The organism is Streptomyces sp. Xyl84, from assembly GCF_059731885.1.
In genome coordinates this window covers 6,964,259-6,989,420 of record NZ_AP029182.1, presented here as the reverse complement: position 1 = coordinate 6,989,420, position 25,162 = coordinate 6,964,259, and the positions used below count along the sequence as shown (strand labels likewise).

Below are 25,162 nucleotides of genomic sequence, written 5' to 3'. Positions count from 1 at the left end.
TCGCCGCGCCGCGCGTCACGGCACCGTCCCGTGGTCCCCCGGCCGCCGCGCCACCGTCAGCAGCCCGTGCTGTTCGGCCAGCGCCGCCAGGGACAGCGTGTGGTATCCGGCCTGGTCGAACAGGACGGTGATGCGGTCGCGGTCCTGGCTCAGCACCGTTCCGTCGCCCCACTGCCGGTGCCGTACCTCGCTCCCGACCGGATACGAAGCCGCGTCGGGATGGGCGGCCGGTTCCGTGGCCCCGTTCCCGGAGCGGTCCTCGTCGCATCTGTCGCAGTTCCCGCACGGCGGCACGTACTCCTCACCGAAGTAACCGAGCAGGAAGCGGCGCCTGCAACCGGTCGTCTCGGCGAACGCCCGGGCCATGTCGACCCGCGACCGGTCGGTGCGGCGGTGCGCCTGCGCCGCCCGAGTGGCCTGTTCGGCCGCTCGACCGGCAGACACGCCGGGAACCGGCCGCACCTGGCCGTCGTCCCCCGTCGCGACGGCGTCCGCCTCCTCCAGCAGGTTGACCGCGGCGGTCACCCGGTTCCTGGACAGGCCCGTCTCCTCACGCAGCCCGTCCAGGCCGGCGGGCTCCCCCCGGTGGTGGTGAAGGGCCTCGGCCACGTCCAGGACGGTGCCGCGGCTCGGAGCACGGCCGGCGAAGTAGGTCTGCATCCCGGTGTCCTGCGGCCGGTGGTGGAGCACGGCGAGTGCGGGACGGCCGTCCCTGCCGCAGCGGCCGATCTCCTGGTAGTAGGCGTCGAGGGAGCCCGGCAGTGAGGCGTGCAGGACGAAGCGGACGTCCTCCTTGTCGATCCCCATCCCGAACGCCGAGGTCGCCACCACGACGTCTGCCTCGCCGGACAGGAAGGCGTCGTGGATCCGGGCGCGCTCGCCGGCGCGCAGTCCGGCGTGGTACGCCTCGGCCGCCAGCCCCAGCGAACCCAGTTCGCGGGCGTAGTACTCGCAGTCCTTGCGGGCCGCCGCGTACACGATGCCGGGCTTGGGCTCGGCGGCGGCCCGCTCGACCACGGCCCGGCGCCGGTCGTCCTCGCTCTGGAAACGGCAGGCCTCCATCCGGATGTTCGGCCGGTCGAAGCCGGTGACCATCAGACGCGGACGGTGCATGCCCAGCCGCTCGGTGATCTCCCTGCGCACCGGTGGAGCGGCGGTTGCCGTCAGTGCCAGGACCGGTGGCCGGCCCACCCGCCGTACCGCCTGGGCCAGGCGCAGGTAGTCGGGGCGGAAATCGTGGCCCCACGAGGACACGCACTGGGCCTCGTCCACCACGAACAGGCAGGGGCCCGCCTCGGCGAGCCGCTGGGTCACCTCGTCCTTGGCCAGCTGTTCCGGCGCCAGGTACAGGAAACGGGCTTCCCCCCGGCCCACGGCCTGCCAGGCGGCCTCCGTCGTCGCCGCGTCGAGGTCCGAGTTGACGGCGACCGCGCCGGGGACGCGGGAGTCGTCCGGCAGACCGGCGATCTGGTCCCGCTGGAGCGCCAGCAGCGGAGAGACCACCACGACCGGTCCGCCGAGCAGCAGAGCGGGGACCTGGTAGACGGCCGACTTGCCGGAGCCGGTCGGCATGACCACGAGGACGTCCCGGCCCTCCAGCACCCATTGCATGGCCGTGAGCTGTTCGGGCAGGAGCGTGTCCCAGCCGAACACGTCCGCGGCGACCTCGCGCAGGCGCCCGGCCCTGTCCTCGGCCTCCGGCGACCCCTGGCGTGTCATGACCCGCTCTCCCTCGCTCCTCGTGCGGACGTGCGGGAAGGAGCGCGCCCACGGCCCCACCTGGGTACCCGCCCGGCCGGCGGACACACCGCGGCCCGGGATCAGGGACGCTGTCGCCCGCGCTCTGCGGGGGCCGGACCGGAGGTGACGGCGGACCGTGACGGGTGCGAGCGGACCGGAGGTCACGAGCGGGCCGTGACGGGTGCGAGCGGTGCGCCCGGGTGGACACCGGTGCGACGGGGTACTCGCCGCCTCGACCCACCCCCGGGCGCCGGTCCCCCAGGCAAGGGCCCGCGCGCGTTCGAACGATCTCAGGGAGCTGCCCATGTCCCAGCCTCGTCAGCAACAGGTCCCGCCGGGCGTCACCGCCGCCATGACACCGCAGCCCGATCACGGTGAGGAGAGTTACCGGGGGACCGGACGGCTGGCGGGCAAGGCCGCGGTCATCACGGGTGGGGACAGCGGGATCGGCCGTGCGGTGGCGATCGCCTACGCCCGTGAGGGCGCGGACGTGCTGATCTCCTACCTCGACGAGCACGAGGACGCGCGGGAGACGGAGCGGTGGGTGCGGGAAGCCGGCCGCAGGTGTGTCCTGGTGCCCGGGGACGTGGCCGACCCGGCGCACTGCCGCTCGATCGTCACCAGGGCCGTGGAGGAGTTCGGCCGGATCGACGTGCTGGTGAACAACGCCGCGTTCCAGATGACCCGCGACTCCATCGAGGACATCCCCGACGAGGAGTGGGACCGCACGCTGGCGATCAACCTCAGCGCCTTCTTCCACCTGACGAAGGCCGCCGTCCCGCACATGCCCCCGGGGGCGTCGGTCATCGGCAGCACGTCGGTCAACTCCGACAGTCCGCCCCCGCAGCTCCTGCCCTACGACGTCACCAAGGCGGGCATCGCGAACATGGTCGGCTCGCTCGCCCAGATGCTGGCTTCCAAGGGCATCCGCGCCAACAGCGTCGCCCCCGGGCCCATCTGGACACCGCTCATTCCGGCGACCATGCCGCCGGAGCAGGTGGAGAGCTTCGGATCGCAGGTGCCCCTGGGCCGGCCGGGGCAGCCGGCCGAACTGGCGCCGGTCTACGTACTGCTCGCCTCGGACGAGGGGAGCTACGTCTCCGGGGCCCGGATCGCGGTCACCGGCGGACAGCCGATCCTGTGAACGCCGACCGGACGCCGGCGTATCCGCTGCGGCTCTCCGTCACCGCGAGGCCCCTGGTGTTCGGCGGACACGCCATCGCCCGCCGCCTGGGCAAGACGGGGCTGCCGGACTGGAGCATCGCGGAGACCTGGGAGTGCAGCGACGTCGACGGCTCCGGCAGCATCGTGACCGACGGACCGCTGGCCGGCCGGTCCCTGCGCCGTGTGGTCGCCGATCACCCCGGGGAACTCATGGGCCCCGGGTGGTCCGGCTCCTGCTTCCCGCTGCTGACGAAGTTCATCGACGCCTCCGGCGCCCTGCCCGTCCACCTGCACGCCGACGACGAGGCGGCCCGGCGGCTGGAGGGCAGTCCCAACGGCAAGACCGAGGCGTGGCACATCCTGGACGCCGCTCCGGGCGCGACCGCCCTGTGCGGTGTCAAGGCCGGTGTGACGGGAGCCGAGTTGCGCGCCGCGCTGGAGGCGCAGGAGTTCGACTCCGTGTTGCGGCGCCTGCCCGTGCGCGCGGGAGAGACGCTGTACGTGCCCGGCGGCACCCCGCACAGCTTCGGACCGGACACCCTCGTCTACGAGATCGAGCAGACGTCCGACATCCAGCAGCACGCGATGCGCTGGAACATGGAGGACGGCTCCCCGGTGGACGACGCGGAATTCCACTCCCACCTCGACCTGCTGATGCAGCAGGTCGACCTGGAGACGCGGCCGGACTTCACGCCCGGACTGAGCATCGCCGTCGGGGACGGGGTGGAACGGGTCTTCCTCTGCGCCGGCCCGTACTTCGCCCTCGAACGCTGGCGCGCCGGGACCGCGGAGCCGTTGCGTCACTCCTTCGCCACCGCCCAGATCCTCTCCAACGTCGGCGCCCCGGTCCGGGTGCGGACGGGCACGTGGAGCGGCGAACTCGGCCGGGCCGAGACGCTCCTGCTGCCCGCCGCGTGCGCGGAGGCCGAGATCACCGGCCCGGCCGACGTCCTGTTCGGCTACCTGCCCGACCTCGAACGGGACGTCCGGGCCCCGCTCCGGGCCGCCGGCTGCCCCCTCCCCCTCATCGACTCCCTGGGATCGGGCACGGCTCCCGGAGCCCCGGCGGCGGGAACTGCGGGCCGGAAGCCGTAACGAACGGTGAACCAGAGCGCGTGCGCGGGAATGCGTCCCCGTACGCGCTGCACGCCGGCACGGCTGGATGCTGCGGACAGCGCGCCGCTCACGGGTCTGCCCGGCAACCGCCCTCCAGCAGACTCTGTTCCCGTCCGTCGGCACGGACCCGGCCGGCCCGGGTGCGCCGGCGCGCCGCACCCGGACGGGCGGCGCGGACCTCTGGCACGGTGCCGTTCATGCCCCGCGCCCGGGACCGGAGAGGGCCTACCCCACGCGTTCGTCGCAAGCCGACCAGATCTCCCGGAGCAGCTTCGGGTAGTGCTCGCCGTAGGTGTGCAGCGCATGCCACACCGCGTCCAGGGCGGCCCTGAGCGGATCGGTATCGGCGGCGGCGAGCACGGCGGGGAGAGCGAAGTGCGGTGGTGAGATCTCTCCGGGGTCGCTGGGCGTGATGGTGGGGTGCACCACCACGACGCTCTCGTTCCCCGTGTCCGGTGGGCAGTACGGCGGTCGTTCGGGAGGGATCGCCCGGAACACCGGCCGCCCCTGTACGGGAAGGTCGGCGCGCAGGGCCTCCCCCATCCGGGCCCTGTCGTCGAACGGCGGCGGAAGCGGACGTCCCTCCGTCAAAGCAGTGAGCGCCCGGGCGACCCACACCATCTCGGCCAGGCCCGCTTCCTCGCAGGCCCGCCGCGCGGCCAGCAAGGACACTGCCCGCTGCACCTGGGGTCCCACGGCATCGAGGGTGTGCACCAGGTCGCTGTCGAAGGAGAGGAGTCCGAGGACATTGCTCCCGCGGACCCGCCGCAGCGACTCGCTCGGCAGCCGTCCGCCCCATACCCACTTCTCGTAGTGCAGTCGCCGCTCCTCGGCGGCCCCTTCCTCGCTCGTGACCTGCCTGTGCACGGAGCACCCCTTCGTCGAGGACGGCCCGCGAGCCCTTGCCGGGCAGGCCGTCACATGCCCCGCATGATGCCGCAGGGCACTGACAACAGGGCTCCTGAATCCGGTGGGGGGCGTCGGAGGCTTCCGTCCCGGCTCCGCCACCGCGTGGGCGGAGCCGGAGCCGGGACCACCGCGGTGGCGGCGGCGCGGCGCTCCCGCCCGACGCTCAACGAGCCGAGCGCGCCCCGATCCCCGGCCGCGACCGCGCCGCCCGTCCCGCCCGTCCACCGCCGGGCGACGAAGCCGCTGGAAGACTCGGAGGACGTTGACTACCGCACCGGTCCGGGCCGGGAGGTGTAGAGCACGCTGTGGTAGCGGCCCTCGTCCTCCCGCCCCGACGGGTCACCGCCGAGGGCCCGCACCGCCTCGATCGCGTGCTGCCGCTCCCGTTCGTCCGTGAACCGCCGTTGCGGGTAGGTCCGGGACCCGTCCACCGTGGTGTGCAGTCCGTGTGCGGCCAGCGTCCGCACGACGGGCTCGTACGAGACGGTCCGCAGCACGAACGCGCTCACCCACACGGGACGCCGGACTCCGTCCAGCAGCGCGGCGAACGTCCGCTCGGTGATGTAGCTGCCGCCGCCCGTCAGCGTGATCAGCCCGACCTCGTCCAGGGCGCCACGCAGTCCCGGCCCGGGCGGCACACGTTCCAGGTCGTCGGTGAAACCGGCTTCCAGCAGACCGGCTTCCTGGGCATAGCGCACCGCCGGGACGGCGATGTCCAGACCGTACACCGGCAACGCGTCGGGCCGCCGCCGCTCGGCGTAGAACTCCCGGTCCCACGCGGCCAGTTCCGCCGACGTCATCCGCCGGGCGGTGTCGGACATGTACCGCTCGTACAGCTCCGCCAGCGTCACCTCGTGATTGAGCAGGGCGGCGTTGATGCCGTAGGAACAGCACAGGTCCAGCACCACCGGCCCGCCGGGCCGCCCGTCACCGTGCGCCGCCCGTTCCGCGGCCAGCTGCCGGAACACCGGCTGGGCGTGGTGCGGGATCTCATAGTCCAGTGGCGCCAGCCGCGTGAAGTAGGCACGCGGGTCCGGCTGGATGTACACGTCGTCGAACCGGGACTTGCCGTGCGTCGCACCGCCAGAACCCGACCCGCCCACACCGCACTCTCCTCGCACCGCTTCCGTCTCCCCATCATGGCCCCTCGGACGTCCGCCACGCGCGGCGGCACGGCGCAGCGCCGGCCCGGCACCGGGCACCGGCCTCGCCTTCCAGTGGTCCGGGTGCATGCGGAAGGAGGGTGAGCGCGAGGGCGGTGCGCTCTGTCTCTGGGAAGTCGTCGCCGATGAGGATGCGTCCGACGCGTCGTACGGGGCGATGCGGCGGTGTCGGCTGAGCGGTGCGGGGTTCTCGGTGCGGATCGCGGAGATCTTCGGGCGGGGCAGGACGCGGTGGCTCGTGCACCAGCACGGACCCCCCGTCCGGGCACGCGGGCACCCAGACACCCGGCCTGCGGGCACGCGGTGCGGGGCGTGCGGCCCGGTTGCGGAGCATTCGGGGCCCGGTAGCCTGGAGTTGGCAGATCCTGCCCTATTTCGGAGGTAGACCATGTTTCTCCGATTGCTGCGGATCCGTACGCCTCGTCGCCTGGTTCTTCTCGGTACCGGCCGTTTGATCCGGGGCTTCAGCGGCGGCTTCTACGACGGCCACGGATACCAGTCCTGACACCGTCCCCACCGGACCCGGGAGGAGGCGCGGTGGCGGACGAGGCCGATGCCCTGGCAGCCCTGGAGAAGATCCTTGCGCCGCACTGCCGTGTGACCCGGTTGTCCGGTGGAGCGCTCATCGCGGACTGGAAGCGGACACGTTTCCTCGGGATGACACCGGCGGACATGTGCGTGCTCACCGAGGGGAACGCCCAGGAACGCGCCGAAGTCGTCACCGGTCTCGTCCGGGCCGGCTGCGCCACGGAGTGCCGACGGGAGCACACGGACGCGGGCGTCCGGCTCTGGTTGCACGGCACCCACCTGCTGATCCGGACCATGGGGTTCGGACGGGTGCTCCGGCTGCTGTCGGTGGCCGCCCCGGACTACGCCCGCGCGGACCGCCCCCCGGCGGAGCAGGTGGGACGGCTGAAACGAGCGGTGCAGTCGCAGAGCCGCAGGAGCTGCCTGGTCGACGGCGACTGCAAGTCCGAGGCCGTGACGGCCTTCGTGCTGCTGCGGCGGCGCGGCTGGGAGGCCGTCCTGCACGTCGGTGTACGCGAACACCCCTTCGCCATGCACGCCTGGGTCTCCTCCGCCGGTCTGTGCATCCCGGACGCCGACCCGCGCGGGCACGCCTTCACCCCCGTGCTGTCGATCGGCCGCGGAGGATCGTGACATGGATGCGCTCCGCCTCGAGTGGGCCGACGGTGCGCCGAAGCTCTGGACCTCCGGGGCGATGGAGCGTGCGGGACTCGTGACGACGGTCTCCTCGCCGGAGGGCACCGCGGCCGTCGTCGGCTTCGTCGGCCCGGCCCGTGACCGGGTGGCGGGCGCGCGCCGTCTCCTGGACGCCCTCGGCCGGCGCGGAGCCCCCGCGCCCCTGCCGGCCGGCGACTACGCGGCCGTTCTGGTGTACCGCGACCACGTCCTCGTGACCCGGGACGAGCAGGCACGCGTCCCGCTGTTCTTCCGCGAGTCCGGTGGCCGCGTGAGCGCCGTGAGCACCTCGGTCCGCGGGCTGGGGAGCGGCTCGGCGCTCGAACCCCGCTACTTCTGCCGGTACCTCACCGGCAACATGGCGCAACCGCACGCGGACCTCACTCCCTTCGCGGGGGTCCACCGTGTCCTCGGCGGTGAGGTGCTGGAGCTCTCGGTCAGCGGGCGGGTGCGCGGCCGGGGACCGCGACGCGTACGCCGGGCTCACGACGCGCCCGCGCCGGCAGCCGACGGGCACCACCGCCAGGGGGCGGCGAAGGAGCTGCGCCGGGTGCTGGAGGAGGCCGTCCGGCGCCGCCTGGGCACCGTGACCGCATGCCATGTCTCCGGCGGCCTCGACTCCACCAGCGTGGCGCTGCTCGCGGCACAGCTGCTGGCCGGGGACGGCACCGGGAACCTCTTGCTGCTCGCCGGGCGTTTCACGCAGGGAGAGCTGGCCGGGGAGCAGCCGTACCTCGACGCGGCGGTGGAGGGGATCCGCCGTCTCGCCCCCACGGCCCGCCCGGTGCTCGTCGACGCCGACGGCGTCGCCGACTTCGACGACTTCGAGCACCACGCGGGAGACGCGGACGAGCCCCATGCGCACGCCTTCCGCGCCCCCTTCTGGGCCAGGCTCCACGCCATCGCCGCGGAACTGGGCTGTGACACCGTCCTGACCGGTTGCGGCGCCGACCCGGTCGTGGACGCCAACCCGTTCCACCTGCACCGGCTCGCCCGCACGGGGCAGTTGCGGGAGCTGGCCAGGCAGGCGCGCGCCTGGGCCGAGGGCGGCGAGCGGGGGCTGCGGGAGACCGTCCACGCCTACGTCGTACGGCCGGCCCTTCCGCTGGCTGCCGAACGGACCGGGGCCCTCGTCCGCGGCGGAACCGTGCTCGGCGGCCTCGGCTCCTTCAACCGTCCCCCCTGGCTGCGCGCCGCGTTCGCGCGGGCGCACGGCTACCGGGAGGCCAGCGTCGCGGAGAGCCGCTTCGTGTACGGGCGCAGGCCGGAGCGGTCGCTCTACGAAGCGGCCAACTACCTCGCCGCTCCGGACCTGCTGTCCTGGCAGCGCGCGCGAGAGGACGGGTTCTTCCTCACGCACCCCTTCCTCGACCCGGAGGTCGTCGCCACGATGCGCCGCCTGCCCGCCGAAGACGTGTTCGATCCCGGCCGTCCGAAGGCGGTGCTGCGCGAGGCGATGGCGGATCTGCTGCCGGCCCGGATCAGCCGCAGGACGGCCAAGGTCCCCTTCGACGGTCTCTACGCCCGCGGTCTGCGGACCCACGGCGGTGCGCTCATCGACCTGTGCCGCTCCGCCCGGCATCCGCTGGTCGCGGAGATGTTCGACGTCCCGTTGCTGTGCCGGGCGGTGCGGGAGGCCCGGTTCGGACTCGGGGACGCGCACTCCTGGGACCGGGTGAACAGTTCGCTGGCGCTGGTGGCCTGGCTGGAGCGTCTGGAAGGGCGCACCGGCGGCTTCGGCGAGGCCCGGCCCGTCAACTGCGGCTCTTGATGTCCCACAGGGACCGTTCCATCGGGCCCGTGAGGACGTCGACGAGGCCGTAGCGGCTCACCAGCTCGCGCTGCTCCGCTCCGGTGGGGATGCGCTCCTCATCACTCCTGCGTGCGACGTTCGTCGCCACGTTCGCGCCGTGCGTGCCGAACCTCCAGTAGACGGTCACGTACCGGGGGTCGCGGGTGCGCTCGTCGATCGCGTTGTTCTCGTGCACCCTGGCGCGGTAGATGATGGAGTCCAGGCCCTGCTTCTGCTGCTGCTTCACCCAGGCGGGGACCCCCTTCCCGTTCCAGGAGTACGCCTTGAACTCGAGCGGCGGCTCCAGGGCGAGCCGGTCCTTGCGGGCGAGGCTCGCGGTGGCGTAGAACGCCAGCTGGTCGTACGGGGTGTCGATGGGCAGTTGCACCACCACTCGGGTGGCGAACGTGTCGCTCGACTCGATCCACTGCCCGTAGGGCATCCAGGGCCGGGCCTCGACCAACTCGCCGGGCTGATGGATCTCCCTGCGGGAGAGCGGATTCACTTCCTGGGATTTGCTCCACTGCTCCGCGTCGGTCCGCCATTGCCGGCGGAGCCGGTCCTTCGCGCTCAGGGGCACCCGTTCCCCCATGGCGTGGAATTCCGTGCCGAGCACGTAGAAGCCGACGTCACCGTGGTTCTCCAGGGTGATGTCGACGGGGATGGCGAATTCCTTCCGGTTCTGACTCAGCACAGGGTTTCCCAGGGACAGTCCGATGAGCGGCCTGGTCTCGCGCTGGTAGGGCTGATAAAGGTTCTGGTAGCCGAAATTGGCGACGGCGATGGCCGAGGAGACGACGAGCGCCGCGGCCACCCGCTTGGGAGCGGGGATCGTGACCGCTGTCCGCCACACCGCGAAGACGGCCCATGCCGAGCCCGCCGTGAGCGCGGTGAACAGCGCGAGGTAGACCGCGGAGTCGCCCCTGGCCGTCTCGACCACGAGCAGGGCGTTGGTCAGCAGGGCGGCGAACGCGCCGATCAGCGCGACCATGCCGGAGTAGGGGAAACTGCGCCACCACCAGTGGTCCACGACGGCGGCGGCGCCCAGGAAGGTGGTGAAGGCGACCGCGATGAGGACGGCGCCCGTGAGACGCCCCGGGAAGGTCAGGGCGTGCACGAAGTCCTCGAGGCCGAACCACCCCATGACCAGCGTCGTCGTGAGGAGGACCAGAAGGATCACCGCCATCGCCACACGGGACCGCGGGGTCCTCGGTGGGGGCCGCCGCACTTTCAGGTGCGAGCGGGGCTGATGCCTGGGGGAAGTCCTCACTTGATCACCTCCTGGAGCCACCGGCCGTCCGCGGTGTCAGGGCCGTGCCGACGCTGAGGACCGGCTCGGGCCGGCGGTCACCGCCGAGTGCGTGCCCGGCCGGACGATCTTGCGCGGTGACCAGCACACCACCTTTACGGCGCGCCCGTCGACGGCCGCGCCGAGTCGCCGGGAATTCCCACGTCCGGAGGCACGGGCGCGGCGCTTCCACGGCCCCTGCTCCCGCTCTCCGACGGGCGGCACCGCGTTCGCGGGTGACGGGCGGACGGTCCGTGCCTCGCGCGTCGGCGTCCACGGGGACCACCCGGAACTTTGGCCGCCCGGGGACGACTCACGCCGGTCGCCTCAGCCCCAGGGAGTCACGGTGAGCCGGATCCGCGCGTCTTCCCCGAGGATGGGGGCGGCGGTGGCGGGCAGCGCGACGTGGCTCACCCAGACGCCGGGGGCGGGGTTCTCGTCGCCGAGGACGCGGCCTTCGGGCCGGTAGGCGCTGATCGGGCCCTGGATGGCGGAGTTCCAGGTGGCCGAGAGCGCGGGGACCTCGCAGGCCGGGTCGGCGCCGACGTCGATGACCAGGGTGTCGTCGAAGTCGGCGGACTGTTCCAGGTGGTCCCGGAAGCTCAGCACCCCCTCGCACCGGTGCAGCGACAGGAGCCGCAGATGCAGCGCGTAGCGCAGGGCGCAGGAGTCGTCCGCCCTGAGACCGCTGCACAGGAAGGTGCTCACCAACGGGACGGTCACCCCGTCCGCGTCGGTGGCACCCGTGCCGTCCTGCGGTGACGCGTCCGCGGCGCCCTGCGCGCCGTCGCCGAACTGGAGGGGGCACCAGTGGGCGCTGGTGCGTTCGTGCGTGACGATCTGCAGGCCCCGCACCGACAGCCGGACCTCGGCCTGCCAGACCGTGCCGGGCGGCTGGGCCAGGTGGACGCCGACGAGTTCGGCCTCCACCTGGCGGTCACCGAACAGGAAGCGGCGCAGATTCTGGTAGCCCTCCTCGGAGTTGACGAGGCCGTAGCTCCCGCTGTGGCTGCGGTGCACATACGCCTGGTGGGCGCCGGGGACGTAGGCGTCGTCGGTCTGCACCAGGCCGTCGCTGCGGGGCCCCACGGTGGCGGCCGAGAGGCCGTGGGCGGCGTCGTAGTCGGTCGGGTCGGTGCCGACCAGGCAGAAGACGCGGGCGTGGGGGAAGGCGGACGGACCGTCGTCCGGCATGGCGCGGCCGTCCCACCCCTGCGGAGGGCCGCCGGGGTCGGTCAGCTTCGCCGGGGTCAGGTACGCGTACATCCGTTCCGGGCCGAAGATGTCCGCGCCGTTCACGCCGGTGAGGTCGCGCAGCTTCTCCAGCACGCCGAAGCCGACGTCGAAGGCGATGCCGCCGTGCGGCGTGCCGTAGGTGAAGAGCTTGTCGACGTAATCGGCCGGATCGAGACCGAGATCCGGGAGGACCTTCTGGATGAGGCAACGGCACACCAGGCCCCCCATGGAGTGGGCCACCAGGTGGACGCGGGGTGCCCCGGACTTCTCCCTGACCGTCTCGATCAGCCGGTGCAGATCCTGCGCGGCCGTCTCCATCCGGAACTCGTGCGGGGTGCCGTCCCAGGTGGTCGCGGCGGTGTCGTAGAAGCGGTGGATCCAGATGCTGTCCGGCGGGATCGTGTCATGGGTGGCGAGGTAGAGTTCCTGGCCGCCGTCGACCAGGATGTGGTAGCCCTCGTCCAGGTGCAGGCGCAGCAGGGGGCTCTCGAACTGGTAGAAGCACGGTTCGTCGTCCGGGCCGATACGGATGTGTGTGGAGCCCAGGTTGAAGCCGTAGAAGGGGTCCGTGACCGCCTTGTCGATGCCGGCGGTGCCGCCCGCGTATCCCCGGACGTAGACGATCGGCAGCTTCTGGGTCGGTGCCATGCGGTCCTCCCGGGTCACCGTTCAGCGCCCTGCGGGAGCGAGCGTCCGCAGGGCCGGCGACGGTGCCGGCCGAGTGGGGGTTCTCAGCCTCCCGTCGCGGCTCGTCGAGTCTACGGACCTGCCGTCATCCCGGCGTCACCGCGGTGTCACCCCCGCAGGGTGGACCGCCACACCGCCCCGGGCGAGCAGCCGGGTGAACCGGGCAGAGGGTTCGACGCCCAGTTCCGCGTGCAGCAACCGCCGGAACGAGCGGTAGTGGTGGACCGCCTCGCCGACGTTGCCCTCCGCCAGGTGTGCGGAGACGGCGGCCCGGTGCGCGCTCTCCCGCAACGGCTCGGCGCGCAGACTCTCCCACGCCGCCTCCAGCGCGAGTGCCGGCCTGCCCTCGCGTACGAGCGCCTCGGCCAGCGCGTCGAGGGCGTGCAGGCGCAACTGCCGCAGGCGTTCGCGCTCCAGCAGCACCCACTCCTCGTCCCAGCCCGGCAGCAGGTCGTCTCCGCCGAGAAGTTCCCGCGGGAGCCGGCACGGCGCTCGCCCCGTGCCGAGCGGCGGACCGCAGCCCTGGACGACACTGAGCGCCGTCTCGGTGAAGGCGTGCACGTCGACGTGCAGGCCGGGGGCGGCCACGAGCGCGTCACCGGAGCATCCGATCAGCGGCTGGTCACCACGCGGCAGTTTCCACAGGGTGGTACGCAGGCTGCCCCTGGCCCGCTCCTCGGTGACCTCGGGCCACAGTGTCCCGGCGAGGACCGTACGCGGCACGCGCCGCCGCAGGACGACGAAGGCCAGCAGACGCTGCCCGTTGCGGCACAGTTCGACGGGCCCGGCGTCGCGTTCCAGCCGGAACTGGCCGAGCAACCGCAGTTCAGAAGGGGAAACCACCTTGATCGTCCGCTCACGCTGGTCCGGTCGAGCGCGCCCCGTGAAGGCGAAGCCTCTCCTCACCAGTCTGGGTCGGTGCCACCGGGCCGTGCAACTGCGCTGAACAGCACCGCGTGATCACCGCCAGGCCGGGGGCGGGCACCCCTGGTCGGGCGGGGCGGACCCCTCAACTCGCCCGTTCCGCACACCGGTCGGGGGGCGATCCGGCGCGTTTGCGTCCCGCGCGCGACGGGGGCGAGACTCGAAGTCGGGGAGGTCGGTGGGGCCGGCTCGTCGCCGGCCGGCGGCCGCGCCCGCGCGGGGCCGTGACCACAGGACGCGGCAGGGGGCCGGTGACCAGCGAGGGGCCCGCACCATGGGAGTTCTCCAGCCTCAGACGGACGTTCCGGCGGAAATCTCCTGGGGGCACGTCCAGGTGCTCCTGGTGATCCTCCTGGTGGCGATCGTGGCCATCGGGGTCGTACTGGTCGCCGCCCGGCGCTTCGTCCCGAGCCGTTCGGCGTCCTCGGACAGCAGCATCGTCCGCAGCTGGATCGCCCTGGCGCTCGTCACCGGCCTGGTGGCGTTCTGCGCGGTGGCCTTCGCGGTCCGTGACACCAACCTGCGGAGCACGCTGATCGGGGCGCTCGCCGCGGCTGTCGGGTCGACGGTCGCCTTCTACTTCTCGGGCAAGGTCGCCGCCGACGCCCGCAGGGACGTGCTCAGCGCCGCGTTCGGCGGCCAGGAAGCGGTCCCCGACCTGATCCGCTGCACCATGGACGAGGCTGCGGCCAGACTGGGCACGACCACGCTCAGGCTGGAGCTGGCCCCGGGCTCCGGGCCCTCGGCGGCCCCGGCCGCCATATCCGGTCAGGACCCGCCGAAGGGGACGACGGTGCCCAGAGGAACCCCGGTGAAGGTGACCTTCCCGCCTCAGTGACCGCCCCTCGTCACGCCTCGTCCCGTCACGCCTCGTCGAAGACGAGGTCCTCGGGCGGCTGCGTCATCCGCACCGTCCGGTCGTCGGTGACCTCGACGACGGTGTGCAGGCCCGTGCAGCGCCGGCCGGTGGACAGGACGGTGAAGTGGTCCTGCACTCCGGCGAGGTAGGCGGGGAAGCAGGTCAGGGAGAGGGTGCCGAGCTGGAGGAAGTCGACGAGGCGGCGGAACAGCTTGGGGAGGATCACGACGTCGTCGGTGAGCGAGGAGAGTGCCGTCACCTTCGCCCCGGCCGTCGTCACGTCGCTGGGCCACAGTCCCTGGCCCGGCGCCGTCCGCGCCTGCCGGGCGGCGGCGGTCAACTCCTCGCGCAGGCTCGGGAACAGACTGCGGTAGAAGGTGGGGTAGACCAGGCCGGCCGTGAGCAGGTGATGGTTGGCCGTCGTCCTGAGCAGGACGGCGTCGACGTCGACCTCCACACCGCCCGGGCCCTCGCCCTCACCGCGGCCCACCAGGCAGACGCACCGTCCGTGGACGTCGGCTCCGCTGGTCAGGACGGAGCCGGGGACGGTGGCCGGTGCCGTGGCGGTCACGGTCTCGTCCGGGCCCTGCCGGACGTCCTCGAAGCCCAGCCAGCCGAGCAGTTCGTCACGCGCCGCATGCGCGAACCGCAGGGGCTGGTGCACACGGTTCGCACCGTAGTGGGTCTCCAGCGCGTCGATCGCGTCCAGGCGGAGCGTGGCACGTCCGAGCGCATCGTGCTTGACGGCGTGACCGCGCGTGCCGAGGAGTTCCCACGTGTTCGGGTCGGTGGGGGTGAAGTGGACGGTGTCACCGTCCGGCTGGGTGCCTTCCACCTGGAATGATCCGTTGATGAGCAGCATGGTCATGATGGCTCCCGACGACGTGTACGGATTCCGGGGCGGCGGGGGGCCGGACACCATCGACGCTATCCCCGCGCCGCACGGGGTGCAACGACGGTCCGGGGAAGGCTCTTTCGGGCGCGTCGGCCGGTCCGTCCACCCGAAGGGGCGAACCGGGCTCCCGCCGGGGTGGGGCGGAGCCTCTGTTGGTGGGCGACGATGCGCCGCGAGTCGCCGTCGGCCCCAATTCGGTTGAGGCGTATACGAAATGACCGCGCTCCGCGGCCGAATCACACGCCGCGCCGGGTGGCGGGACACCACCATAAGAGCGAGCATGGAGGAGAGGTCGGTGGCTTCGTGCCACGCTACGACGCTCCTCGGATGAGGCGTTTCCCATGTCATTCGGCATCGCCCGCCCCGGCTCTCCGGGGCTGTGGCAAGATCTGCGACACCATCCTGGCGACGGCCACTTCGATGGCCCCGGTGACGACCACGACGGTGACTTCGGCGGGCACGGTCCCCCCGGCAGGGGCCGGCCGTCCGGTCCGTGCGACGGCCCCCGTCCCGGCGGCCGCCCGGACCGCCGCCCGCCGGAGGACGACGTCGTCGCGGGTCCGTTCCGGGTGGTGCGGCCGTCGGACATGCTGGTCCTCGACATATCCCTGGTCAACCTGCGCTTCGACGGCCGCCGCCTGGTGCGGACGGACCCGGCCGCTCCCACGCTCGTGGTCGTCACGCTGCCGCCCCAGCATGTGCTGGAACAGGCCTTCGAGCAGCTGCCCGCCGCCGGCACCGTGTCCGCGGTGACCGCCGGGACGAGCACGCTGTCCTTCTCGGTCCCGGCCACGCTGGAGGGCCTGGAGCTGTCGCTGGAATCGCTCCTCGACTGGTCGCGCCTGGTGCCGATGACCGTACCGGCCGGTCTGACGCAGCCGGACCCCGGCGGGCCGGCTCTCTTCCAGGGCCTGCCCAGAAGCGTCATCGAGTTCCCCACCCGGTTGCTGATCACGTACGACGAGCCGGTCGACTGGGTGGGCCGGACCGGCCCCGAGCAGGCGGACGGGCGCACCGCCCTGTGGCACGCCCGGCTGCACGGCAGCCAGGACGGCCCGGTTCTGCTCCGCGCCTTCGCCGCGGTCGGGAGCCGCGGTGACCCGCCCGCCGGCAGTCCGCTCACGGCCGAGGACCTGGCGGACATCGTCACCCTCACCAGCCGGAACGAACAGGTCGTCCCCGGTGGCCCGCCCCCCGACATCCCCAGCGCACCGCTGCGGTCGGACCAGTTCATCATCACCCCGCTGGGTTCCTCGGCCCATCTGCACGGCACCTGGCCACCGACGCCGGCGAGCAACGGGCTGGAGGCGTACGACCACATCACGGGCCTGGGGCGCGACCAGTTCGTACGTGTGGTGCGGCACGGCCGGTTGAGCACCGGCCACGAGGCCTCGCACGTCAAGGAGTTCAAGCGGGTGTTCGCCGCCCACCCCGACGGCGGCATCGTCGCCTTCCTGCGGCACGAGGACCGCATCATCGTCAAGCAGCCGGAGGTCAGTTACGGGCAGAGCGGCTACACGCACGGGGGCCGTGAGATGCCCTTCCGCACGCTGCGGATCACGGACCGCGCCACCCCGCCTATCAAGCCGCCGGTACCCCCCTCGCTGGAGGAGAAGAACAAGCCCCTCAAGGATTTCACCGCCTTCTGGGTGGTCCTCCAGAACCCCGAGGCCGATCACGAGTTCACCCTGATAGGGACGGACAGCGAAGGCCGGAACGTCAGTTTCACCATGCCCCTGGTCTTCGTTCCCGACGGGCTCCCCGATCCCGACGGGAACTTCAGGAGCGTCTACGGTGAGACGGACCCGCGCGCCGATGCCGTCCCCAACCGCCGGGTGCGTGAGCTGCACGGGCAGACGATGGCCATGGCCCAGCCCCCGGCCGAGGCGCCCGGCAGCACCGCACACGCGGTCGAGACCCTGACCTTCGGTCTGGGAACCACGAACGCCCAGGGCCAGGAGGTCCCCGCGGTCGGCCTGCCCCACGTGTCCGCCGGGAAGGTGCGGGTGCCCGCGGCCGAACAGTTCCTGCCGAAGGCCGAAGCGCTCCCGGTGACGTTCGACACCACCTACCTGCTGCAGGGCATGGCGAGCCACCCCGCCGGGGCCTATCTCCAGCTCACGGAAGCCCTCCCCCTCACCCTGGGAGCGGAGAAGGCCGGCGGACTCGCCAGCCCCCAGGCCGCGCTGCGACTCATCACCAGTCAGGCAGGCGTCGTCCCGGACGTCTTCACGGCGGGCGCCACCGATCCGCGCCAGCTCATCCGGACGGCCTTCGGCGGGGCCAAGCTGCTCGGTCTGATCGACCTCCCCAAGGTCATGAGCAACATCGTCAAGGAGGACCTCGGACAGCTCCGGCAGCTGGGTGACGACCAGATCGACGCCATCCTGAAGGACTCGCAACGGATGCTGCCGGCGCCGGTGCTGCGCATCCGCGACCTGACCGACGGGCAGGGCAAGGAACTGCGCTACGTGTGGAAGACGAAACTGACGCAGCCCGATTCCGCCGCGGAGGACGATCCGACACATTTCCTCGTCGTGAACGATGCCACGCTCACACTGGACGCCAGGACCACCCGCTCGGCGAACGCCGTCGACAATGCCACCGTGGCAGGCGAACTGACCAACTTCGGCCTGGACTTCGGTGACATCCGGGTGGACATGGCGGACCTGAAGTTCCGCACCGGCCCCGGCCGGAAGCCCGACGTCACCGCCTCCGGCCTGGCAGTGAGCTTCCAGAACGACCTGGAGTTCGTCAACACCCTCCGCAGCGCGCTGCCCTCGGACCTCATCGGCCCCGGTGCCTACGTCGACGTCCGGCCCGCCGGCATCGTCGCCGGCTACAGACTGGCCCTCCCCTCCATCGCCCTGGGCGTCCTCACCCTGACGAACCTCACCCTGACGGCCGAACTGACGATCCCCCTCGACTCCTCCCCCGTCTCCTTCCGCTTCTCGGTCTCCGAGCAGCAGCACCCCTTCAACGTCACCGTCTCCCTCTTCGGCGGGGGCGGCTACTTCTCCATGTGCGTCGACGTGAAGGACGGCCTGCGGGAGGTCGAGGGCGCCCTGGAGTTCGGCGGCGGCGCCGCGATCGACGTCGGCGTCGCCGCCGGGGGTGTGACCATCATGGCGGGCATCCGCTTCAAGGTCGCGGGTTCCCGAAGCGTCCAGTTGAGCGGCTACCTGCGGTTCCACGGCTTCCTGTCCGTACTGGGCATCGTGACCGTGTCCGTCGACTTCTACGTGGAGCTCAGCTACACGAAGGACCACGGCCGGACGGTGATCCGCGGCAGCGGCAGCCTCACCGTCAGCGTGCGCATCGCCTTCTTCAGCAAGTCCGTCTCGATCCCCTTCGAGCGGTCCTTCTCCGGCTCACCCGCCGACCCCTCCTTCGCCCTCAGCATGCCCAAGGACCCGCACTGGCGCGCCTACTGCGAGGCCTACGCCAGGTGAGCCCGGTGGGAGACGACCATGCCCATCGACCAGCACATCAACTGGACCGTACTGCCGGCGGGCCTGTCCGACGACGGCACCCAGGCCAGGGTGTCGGTCTTCGTCGCCCCCCGGCTGACGCCCCCGGGCGATCCCCCGGCGGAGGGCACACTGGGCCAGTTCGAGGACTTCCTCCACTGGCCGGACAAGGTCGCCGCAGCCACCTTCCGGTTCGCTGCGGAGAGCGGCACCCCGGCCACGACCACCGTCTTCGCCGACGGCCTGGTGCCACAGGGTCCGGCGCCCGACCCGACGCTGTGGGCGAGCGTCTTCCCCGCCGGCACGCGCCTGGAACCTCACACCTTCAGCACCCCGGAGACCAGCTCACGGGAGGTCCGCAGCTACTCGGTCGCCGAGGTGCGTGACCTCACCAAGCGGACCTACGCCGGCGCCGGACGGATGTGGCCCGACCGGCCGCCCCCGACGTGGGGGGCGCTGAAACCCCAGAGCCCCGCCCCGAAGAGCTCGCAGGAAGTGGCGTCCGGGAAGGCGGCCGCACCCCAGCCCCCCGCCCTGCCGCAGCTCGACTCACTGGCCAGGTTCCACTCGAACACGCCGCTGGAGACGGTCGCCGCCGGTACGGACGGGGACGGGCCGCAGCCGGTGACCGCGAAGCGGCCCGACTTCCACGAACTGCTCACCCATCTCGGCGACCACCCCGCCCTGCTCAGGCGGCTCGGCATCGTCCTGGACTTCCTGCTGCCCGCCGACCGCCTCCCGGTCTCCTCGGGCGAGCGGCTGCTCACGGTCGTGCCCCTGTGGCCGCCCGGCCCCCGACCGGACCCGCACGACGTCTCCTCCCGCACCCGCTACGTCTTCCTCCCGGACCGGCACGTCTTCGTCCCCGCGGCCAGGAGCGCCGCGCCCGGTGACCCGCTGCCGCCTCCCTCCCGGGGCCTGGTCGCGCTGGGAGCACTGGAGGAGACGGGCGACCCCCAGTTCCTCCTGGAGCAGACCGACTTCGACTCCGCCGCGCTCGGCATGCTGGCCGCCACCAAGGACTCCGTCGGCCTCGGCCCGGTGCGGGCGCCCGGGATCTCGCTGTTCCGCAACCAGCACCTGTCGGTCCTGACCGGGGACTTCACCCGCGCGGGCGAGCAGGACAAGGCCTTCGCCAACATGCTCGCGAAGAACAACCCCGAAGTCGCCGCGCCGGACGGCCTGCCCCCGGACGCCGACGCGGCCGGGCCCGAACTCTTCGCCGAGGACGTGGTGCGCGGCTACCGGATGGACATCTGGGACGACCGGCGGCACGCCTGGTTCTCCCTGCACGAGCGCGACGTGGAGTACCGCGCACCGGGCTCCGGACCGCTGCTGTTCACCGCGTCGGACGAGGGCTTCTTCCAGGAACACCTGGTCTCCTCGCGCGACGACTCCACGCTCTACGTGCCCGAGCAGCTCGCCACCTGGGACGGATGGGCGCTCGGCGCGCCCCGCCCGGGTCTGGTGCTGGACACCGAGCCGGATGAGCCCGGCAAACCCCCCAAGCCGCCCATGCCGCCCAAGAACGACGCCGGGCCGGGCGTACCGCTGGAGATCACGATCAGGGCCCGGCCCGGGTCCCTGCCCAGGCTGCGCTTCGGTACCGGGTACCGGGTACGGCTGCGCACCGTCGACCTGGCGGGCAACGGCATCGACGCCCCACAGGCCACCGCTCTGACCGACCCCCCGCAACCGGCCCCGACCGACCCGAAGGACCTGACGATCCCTGCCGCGGGACCGCTGCCGTTCCAGAGGTTCGAGCCCGTCCTCTCGCCAGCCGTCGTCCCCCGGCTGCCGTTCCAGGAGGGCGCCTCGCCCTACCGGATGGTGATCCGGAGCAGCCCGGGCCCCACGCCGCCGCCGGCCGGCACTCCCGGCGCACCGCCGGCCGCACAACCGGTCCTGCTCTCCCGGGTGCAGTTCCGGCTGACCGACGACGACGTCCGCACCGTCCAGCAGGCCCTCATCGCCGACGGCCACGCCCTTCCGGGCGGCGCCGACGGCTTCTTCGGGGACATGACCCGGGCCGCCTACGCCGAGGAGCAACGCGCTCAGGGATTCTCCGGGAGCGACGCGGACGGCAGACCTGGCTGCCAGTCCCTCACCGAGCTGGGCCGCAAGAACGGCTTCACCGTCGACTGCGGCACCGGTCCGCCACCGGCGGACGGCACCACGGCCGAGGAGTACGCCGCGGACTTCAACCGTTCGCCGCTGGTCACCGCGCAGGGCCACGCGCCGTACCAGGGAATCGACGAACGCCACCTGGTGGCGCCGAAGGCGTCGCTGGAGTGCGTGGAGCGCCACGGGCTGCTGGACGAGGCCATCGGGTCGAGCGACCACGGCGTCCAGGACGCGGTCTACGACCTGGCCGTGCGGGAGAGCGGCTCGCTGAGCGACGTGACCGGGCCGGACGTGCAAACGGCGCCGGTCACCTCACCGAGCGCGGACCCCCTCCATCCGCCGATGACCGCCCTGCACACCGGCGAGCAGATCGAACTGCCCTACCTCCCTGACCCCCTGTCCTCCGGCGCCGTCTTCCACGGCCTGCCCGGGATGCCCGCCGGCCGGCCGTTCTTCGTCCCCTGGAACGGCGCGGTCTGGCACCGCCCCGAGTCCTTCCGGCTGCGCCTGGCCGAGGGCAGCGGGCCGCCCCGCTTCGACGACGCGTCCAGGGTGCTGACGGTCCTGCTGCCCAAGGGTGCCGTGGCGGTGGTCCAGGTGTCCTCCGGGATCGATCTGGACGAGGACGTGATGGGTCTGGCCGCCTGGTGCAGGAACACGCCGATGCCCGCGCCGGGTTCCGGTCCCGAGCCGCGACCGGCCGACGAGGTGCTGGCGCTGGCCGCGGCCGGAGGGCACTGGATGTTCACCCCCGGGCAGGAGCTGACGCTCGTCCACGCGGTGCAGAAGCCGCTGCGGACCCCCGTGCTGGCCCTGGCGCAGGAGCCGGCCCCGCGTCCGGAGAAGGCGACCGCCCAGCATCTCACCGGCACCATCGCGCTCGACGAGGACAGCACGGGCCGGATCGACCTGGTCGCGGAGTGGACGGAGGTGACGGACGCAGGTCCGACGGGCCGGGACAGCCGCACGATGACCGCCCCGGTATTCGGACTGCTGACGGCCCGGGCGAGCCGGACCGGAACCCCGGGCACCGAACCCGCACTCCTCCAGGACGGCGTCCTGTCCTTCAGCACCCGGGCGGCCGCGGACAAGGCCGTCGCCGACAAGACTCCGCCCCTCATCGAGAAGCACGAGTTCGGCGACACCAGACACCGCACGGTGCACTACCAGCCCCTGGCGGGCAGCGGGTTCGGTGACTGCTTCCCCGCACAGTTCGCGGACCCCGGCCGGGACGACCTCACCGTGCGGGGGGCGGCGCAGGAGTACTCGGTGCTCAGCAGCGCACGGCCCACGGCCCCGCGACTGCTGTACTGCATGCCCACGCTCTCCCTGGAGCAGGACGACGGGCCGTCCGGCACCCTTGTCAGACGTCGGCGCGGTGGCGGTGTCCGGGTGTATCTGGAGCGGCCGTGGTTCTCCTCGGGGGACGGGGAACTGCTCGGCGTGGTCCTCGGCGAGCCGCCCGGCGGCGACCCGGATTCCGTCCGCGACGCCTGGGTCACCCTGATGGGCCGCGACCCCCTGCACCGCTCGGCCCCCGTCGTCGCCCCGACCGCGCAGATGTTCACCAACGCCGCGGGCCCGCCCGCGAAGCTGTCCCTCCCCACGCCCACCGGCGCGCTGCCCGTCACGGTCGTGGGCTTCACCCCGCAGTTCGACGCGGCGGAGGAGGGCGGCCGCTGGTTCTGCGACCTGGAACTGGACACCGGGGACGCCTGCCTGCCGTTCGTCCGGCTCGCGCTCGTCCGCTACCAGCCGGAGTCGATCCCCGGCGCCGAGATCTCCCCCGTCGTCCTAGCCGACGTGGTGCGCGTCCTGCCCGACCGGGAGCTGACGGTGAAGCCGGGCCGGCCGCTGTCGGTGACCGTCACCGGCCCCTCCTGGGACCCCACCGGGGCGCCGCCGCCCGTGATCACCGCCGTGCTGCAACGCCGGCACGACACCGTCACCGACGAAGACCTCGGCTGGGTGACCCTCGACGACACGCTCACCACCCTGACCTCGATCGACGCGGAGTCCTCCCACCGGCCCTTCTACACCGGCCAGGTCCCCGTGCCGCCGGCGGGGCCGGGCGTACCGCTGCGCCTGCTGGTCGTGGAGACCGAGGGCATCCCCGCCGACGGGCGCCCCCCGGCCCCGGGGCCGGGGAGCACGCCGCCCCCGCATCCTCCCGGGCCGGTGATCTACTGCGACGCCGTGGAGGTCCCGCCGGGCACAGGAGGGCATGACGACCACGGTGACAGACAGTGCGGGGGCGACCGCGACAACAGGCACGACGGGCCCGACGGACGGGAGGACGACGGTGACGATCACGGCGGGGACGGCCGGCACGGCGGGTTCGGCCGCCGCTGACCGGGCGGCAGACGAGGCGACGACCAGGACGGAGAGAGCGCCATGTTCGACAGCGTGCGCGATTACTGGATCGCGTTCAACGATCCGCTCGAAGGCCGGGTGGCCTTCATGTACCTGGACCAGAAGGGCTGGGTGAGCACCGGCATCGGCAACAAGATCGACGAGACGGAGAAACCCGACTCGGCGCCGAGCGCGGACGAGCGCGAACGCTCGCTGGCCGAGGCGCGGCAGTACCGCTGGCTGGTCAACGACGACGGTTCGGAGGCCACCGCCGACCAGGTCGCCGCCGACTGGGACGCCGTCAAAGGGCATCTGGAACTGGCACCGCAGGGACACAACGCCTTCCGGCCGCCGCTCACCTCCCTGCACGTGGACGACGACGAGATCGACCGCCGTGTGTTCGCCAAGCTCGACCAGATGGAGTCGACCCTCCTTTCCCGTACGGAGTTCAGCGGCTTCGCCGCCTGGCCGGCCAATGCGCAGCTGGCGACCCTGAGCATGTGCTGGGCGCTGGGACCGACGCTGAACGACTTCCCCACGTTCCGGGCAGCGGTCGCCAGGAACGACTGGCAGACCGCGGCGGACGAATGCCACTTCACACCGGACGAGGGAACCATCCGGATCCGCAACAAACTCGACCGGGCTCACTTCGTGCTGGCCCAGGCGGTCGCGGACCAGGGACAGCCCGTGGAGCAGATCGCGATGCAGTTGGCCGACGTGTTCGGAGTGCAAGGTGCCCTGCTGGCCCTCGGGTTCAAGCCGGGCGCCCAGGACGGCGTGGACGGTCCCGGCACGCAGGCCGCGGTCCGGGCGTTCCAGGACGCCAACGGGATCGACCCGGCGAACGGGCAGTTCGACGACGCCACCACGGTCAGCGCCCTGGGTTCCCAGCTCACGGGCGCGGGCTTCAACGTTCTTTCCGTGTGATCCGTCGCTCAGATCCATGAGCAGTTGAGAGGTGGCCACCATGGCTTCGTTCGACATCGATCTCTCCCATCCGTTCCCGTCGGGCTTCACCGGGGGGCTCGGAGGGCCCAACCAGGGGGGCCACCAGCCGCCGAACTGGTACATCCAGTTCGGCATGGACCTGGGCGCGGACGAAGGGACACAGATCTTCGCAGCCTTCGACGCGCACATCACCAAGCTGGTGCCGCACGACCCCGACGCGGACACGCAGAAGGTCTACGGAGCACAGTTGTTCATGCGTGCGCCGAACGACATGATGGGCGGTTTCTACACCCACCTGACCGATGTGCCGCCCGAGCTGGCCGTCGACTCCACGGTCAGCAGAGGTGACCCGCTGGGCACCGTGCTCCGGTTCGACCCGACGCCGCCTCATCTCCATCTGGCGCTGGTGGAGATCATCGGCGGTGCGCCGGGCGGCACCTACCAGGGCGTCGACCTGTACAAGCTCTTCCTGGACACGGGCAACACGGACACCGTGACCACGGTGACGTTCATGCAGGACGGCTCTCCACCAGTGGTCGCCTGACCACCTTTCCAGGGGGCGCGGACGGCGGCGGGCGAGACTCTCACCCGCCGCCGTCCGCAGCACAGACCGTCGCCCTCTTCCTGCCGAAGCGAGGAAGCCACGGTGTCCGGCCAGACGATGCAGGACACCCTGCCCGACCCGCAGACCGACGCCACCGACAGATTCGAGGCGGCTCCCGGCCGGTGGTGTCCTCACGTTCCTCTCGGCTCCGGTCGGCATGCTGATCTCGCTGCTCACCTCGAAGCCCACCATGAACGAGGAGTACATCCGGACCAGGCTGGACGACGGGACGCGGGTCACCTACGCGGTGCTGTCACCCGCCAGTGGTCCTCCCGGGGGCGAGGCCGTGCGGTTCGGCAGGAGGGGGCGGTCAGGCCCCCGGCTGCCCGGCGTCCGTGCCGCGATTTCGGCCTCCGGGTGCGCAGGACGTGCTCCGCGGGGTAGACGACGATCACAGCCGGACGCCGAGCAGCGAAGGAGACGATTCGTGGACAAGGGCAAGCAGATCACCGGCGCGGCCCGCGCGCAGCTCGCGCGGGAGATGCGGGAGCAGTACGAACGCGGCATGTCCATACGGGCCATAGCCGAGGCCCACGGCCGGTCGTACGGGTTCGTGCACCGGGTGCTGACCGAGACCGACGTACCCCTGCGCGGCAGGGGCGGCCCCCGTCCGGGCGGGCGCCGCGAAGAGGCCGGCCACGCACACGCCCGCTGACCGCCGGGCACCCGGAACACCTCCGTCCGGGGC

At 72.3% G+C, this 25,162-nt stretch carries 17 protein-coding genes; 10 read left to right on the top strand and 7 right to left on the bottom strand.

All coding sequences use genetic code 11. The features are described from left to right. Positions 1–15: 15 nt before the first annotated feature. Positions 16–1,719: a RecQ family ATP-dependent DNA helicase gene (locus AC6I72_RS30420; RefSeq protein ID WP_498004345.1), complete on the bottom strand. Its 1,704-nt coding sequence runs from the start codon at positions 1,717–1,719 to the stop codon at positions 16–18. A 325-nt stretch (positions 1,720–2,044) separates the two neighbouring features. Between AC6I72_RS30420 and AC6I72_RS30415 the strand changes: the two genes are divergently transcribed. Continuing rightward, positions 2,045–2,884 (top strand): SDR family oxidoreductase, encoded by an 840-nt coding sequence (locus AC6I72_RS30415; protein WP_498004344.1) that lies wholly within the window; start codon positions 2,045–2,047, stop codon positions 2,882–2,884. Then, entirely contained in the window at positions 2,881–3,999 is a 1,119-nt protein-coding gene (locus AC6I72_RS30410) for a class I mannose-6-phosphate isomerase (protein WP_498004343.1), read from the top strand. The genes AC6I72_RS30415 and AC6I72_RS30410 overlap by 4 nt, the downstream gene beginning before the upstream one ends. A 246-nt stretch (positions 4,000–4,245) precedes the next feature. Here the strand turns inward: AC6I72_RS30410 and AC6I72_RS30405 are convergent, their stop codons facing one another. Both AC6I72_RS30405 and AC6I72_RS30400 read right to left on the bottom strand, forming a co-directional pair. Further along, positions 4,246–4,887, bottom strand: coding sequence for a hypothetical protein (locus AC6I72_RS30405; protein ID WP_498004342.1), 642 nt, complete (start codon positions 4,885–4,887; stop codon positions 4,246–4,248). Positions 4,888–5,195: 308 nt separating this feature from the next. Next, on the bottom strand, positions 5,196–6,032 hold the full coding sequence (locus AC6I72_RS30400) for a hypothetical protein (protein WP_498004341.1): 837 nt from the start codon (positions 6,030–6,032) through the stop codon (positions 5,196–5,198). A 597-nt stretch (positions 6,033–6,629) separates the two neighbouring features. Here AC6I72_RS30400 and AC6I72_RS30395 point away from each other — a divergent pair. Both AC6I72_RS30395 and AC6I72_RS30390 read left to right on the top strand, forming a co-directional pair. Beyond that, a complete protein-coding gene (locus AC6I72_RS30395; protein ID WP_498004340.1) occupies positions 6,630–7,253 on the top strand; it encodes a lasso peptide biosynthesis B2 protein in 624 nt (207 codons plus the stop codon). A gap of 1 nt (position 7,254) precedes the next feature. After that, positions 7,255–9,066, top strand: coding sequence for an asparagine synthase-related protein (locus tag AC6I72_RS30390; protein WP_498004339.1), 1,812 nt, complete (start codon positions 7,255–7,257; stop codon positions 9,064–9,066). On the opposite strand, the gene AC6I72_RS30385 is transcribed toward AC6I72_RS30390, so the two are convergent. The 3 genes from AC6I72_RS30385 to AC6I72_RS30375 form a co-directional block, all read right to left on the bottom strand. Beyond that, positions 9,050–10,273 (bottom strand): hypothetical protein, encoded by a 1,224-nt coding sequence (locus tag AC6I72_RS30385; RefSeq protein ID WP_498004338.1) that lies wholly within the window; start codon positions 10,271–10,273, stop codon positions 9,050–9,052. The two genes, AC6I72_RS30390 and AC6I72_RS30385, sit on opposite strands and share 17 nt — an antisense overlap. Before the next feature lie 429 nt (positions 10,274–10,702). Continuing rightward, positions 10,703–12,259 carry an esterase/lipase family protein gene (locus AC6I72_RS30380; RefSeq protein WP_498004337.1) on the bottom strand — a complete coding sequence of 519 codons (1,557 nt, stop codon included), beginning with the start codon at positions 12,257–12,259 and terminating at the stop codon, positions 10,703–10,705. Positions 12,260–12,394: 135 nt separating this feature from the next. Next, a complete protein-coding gene (locus AC6I72_RS30375; protein WP_498004862.1) occupies positions 12,395–13,147 on the bottom strand; it encodes an AfsR/SARP family transcriptional regulator in 753 nt (250 codons plus the stop codon). Between the two features lie 349 nt (positions 13,148–13,496). Between AC6I72_RS30375 and AC6I72_RS30370 the strand changes: the two genes are divergently transcribed. Next, on the top strand, positions 13,497–14,060 hold the full coding sequence (locus AC6I72_RS30370; protein ID WP_498004336.1) for a PASTA domain-containing protein: 564 nt from the start codon (positions 13,497–13,499) through the stop codon (positions 14,058–14,060). A gap of 25 nt (positions 14,061–14,085) precedes the next feature. On the opposite strand, the gene AC6I72_RS30365 is transcribed toward AC6I72_RS30370, so the two are convergent. Then, positions 14,086–14,949 (bottom strand): nuclease, encoded by an 864-nt coding sequence (locus AC6I72_RS30365; RefSeq protein ID WP_498004334.1) that lies wholly within the window; start codon positions 14,947–14,949, stop codon positions 14,086–14,088. Between the two features lie 368 nt (positions 14,950–15,317). On the opposite strand from AC6I72_RS30365, the gene AC6I72_RS30360 reads away from it, so the two are divergent. The 5 genes from AC6I72_RS30360 to AC6I72_RS30340 all read left to right on the top strand — a co-directional run bounded on the left by AC6I72_RS30360 (position 15,318) and on the right by AC6I72_RS30340 (position 25,129). Beyond that, a complete protein-coding gene (locus AC6I72_RS30360) occupies positions 15,318–18,428 on the top strand; it encodes a hypothetical protein (RefSeq protein ID WP_498004333.1) in 3,111 nt (1,036 codons plus the stop codon). Positions 18,429–18,446: 18 nt separating this feature from the next. Beyond that, on the top strand, positions 18,447–22,922 hold the full coding sequence (locus AC6I72_RS30355; protein WP_498004331.1) for a peptidoglycan-binding domain-containing protein: 4,476 nt from the start codon (positions 18,447–18,449) through the stop codon (positions 22,920–22,922). A 42-nt stretch (positions 22,923–22,964) separates the two neighbouring features. After that, entirely contained in the window at positions 22,965–23,849 is an 885-nt protein-coding gene (locus AC6I72_RS30350) for a peptidoglycan-binding protein (protein WP_498004330.1), read from the top strand. 40 nt (positions 23,850–23,889) lie between these two features. Then, on the top strand, positions 23,890–24,414 hold the full coding sequence (locus tag AC6I72_RS30345; protein ID WP_498004329.1) for a peptidoglycan DD-metalloendopeptidase family protein: 525 nt from the start codon (positions 23,890–23,892) through the stop codon (positions 24,412–24,414). Between the two features lie 487 nt (positions 24,415–24,901). Further along, positions 24,902–25,129, top strand: coding sequence for a helix-turn-helix domain-containing protein (locus AC6I72_RS30340; protein ID WP_037851502.1), 228 nt, complete (start codon positions 24,902–24,904; stop codon positions 25,127–25,129). The last annotated feature ends 33 nt before the right edge of the window (positions 25,130–25,162 follow it).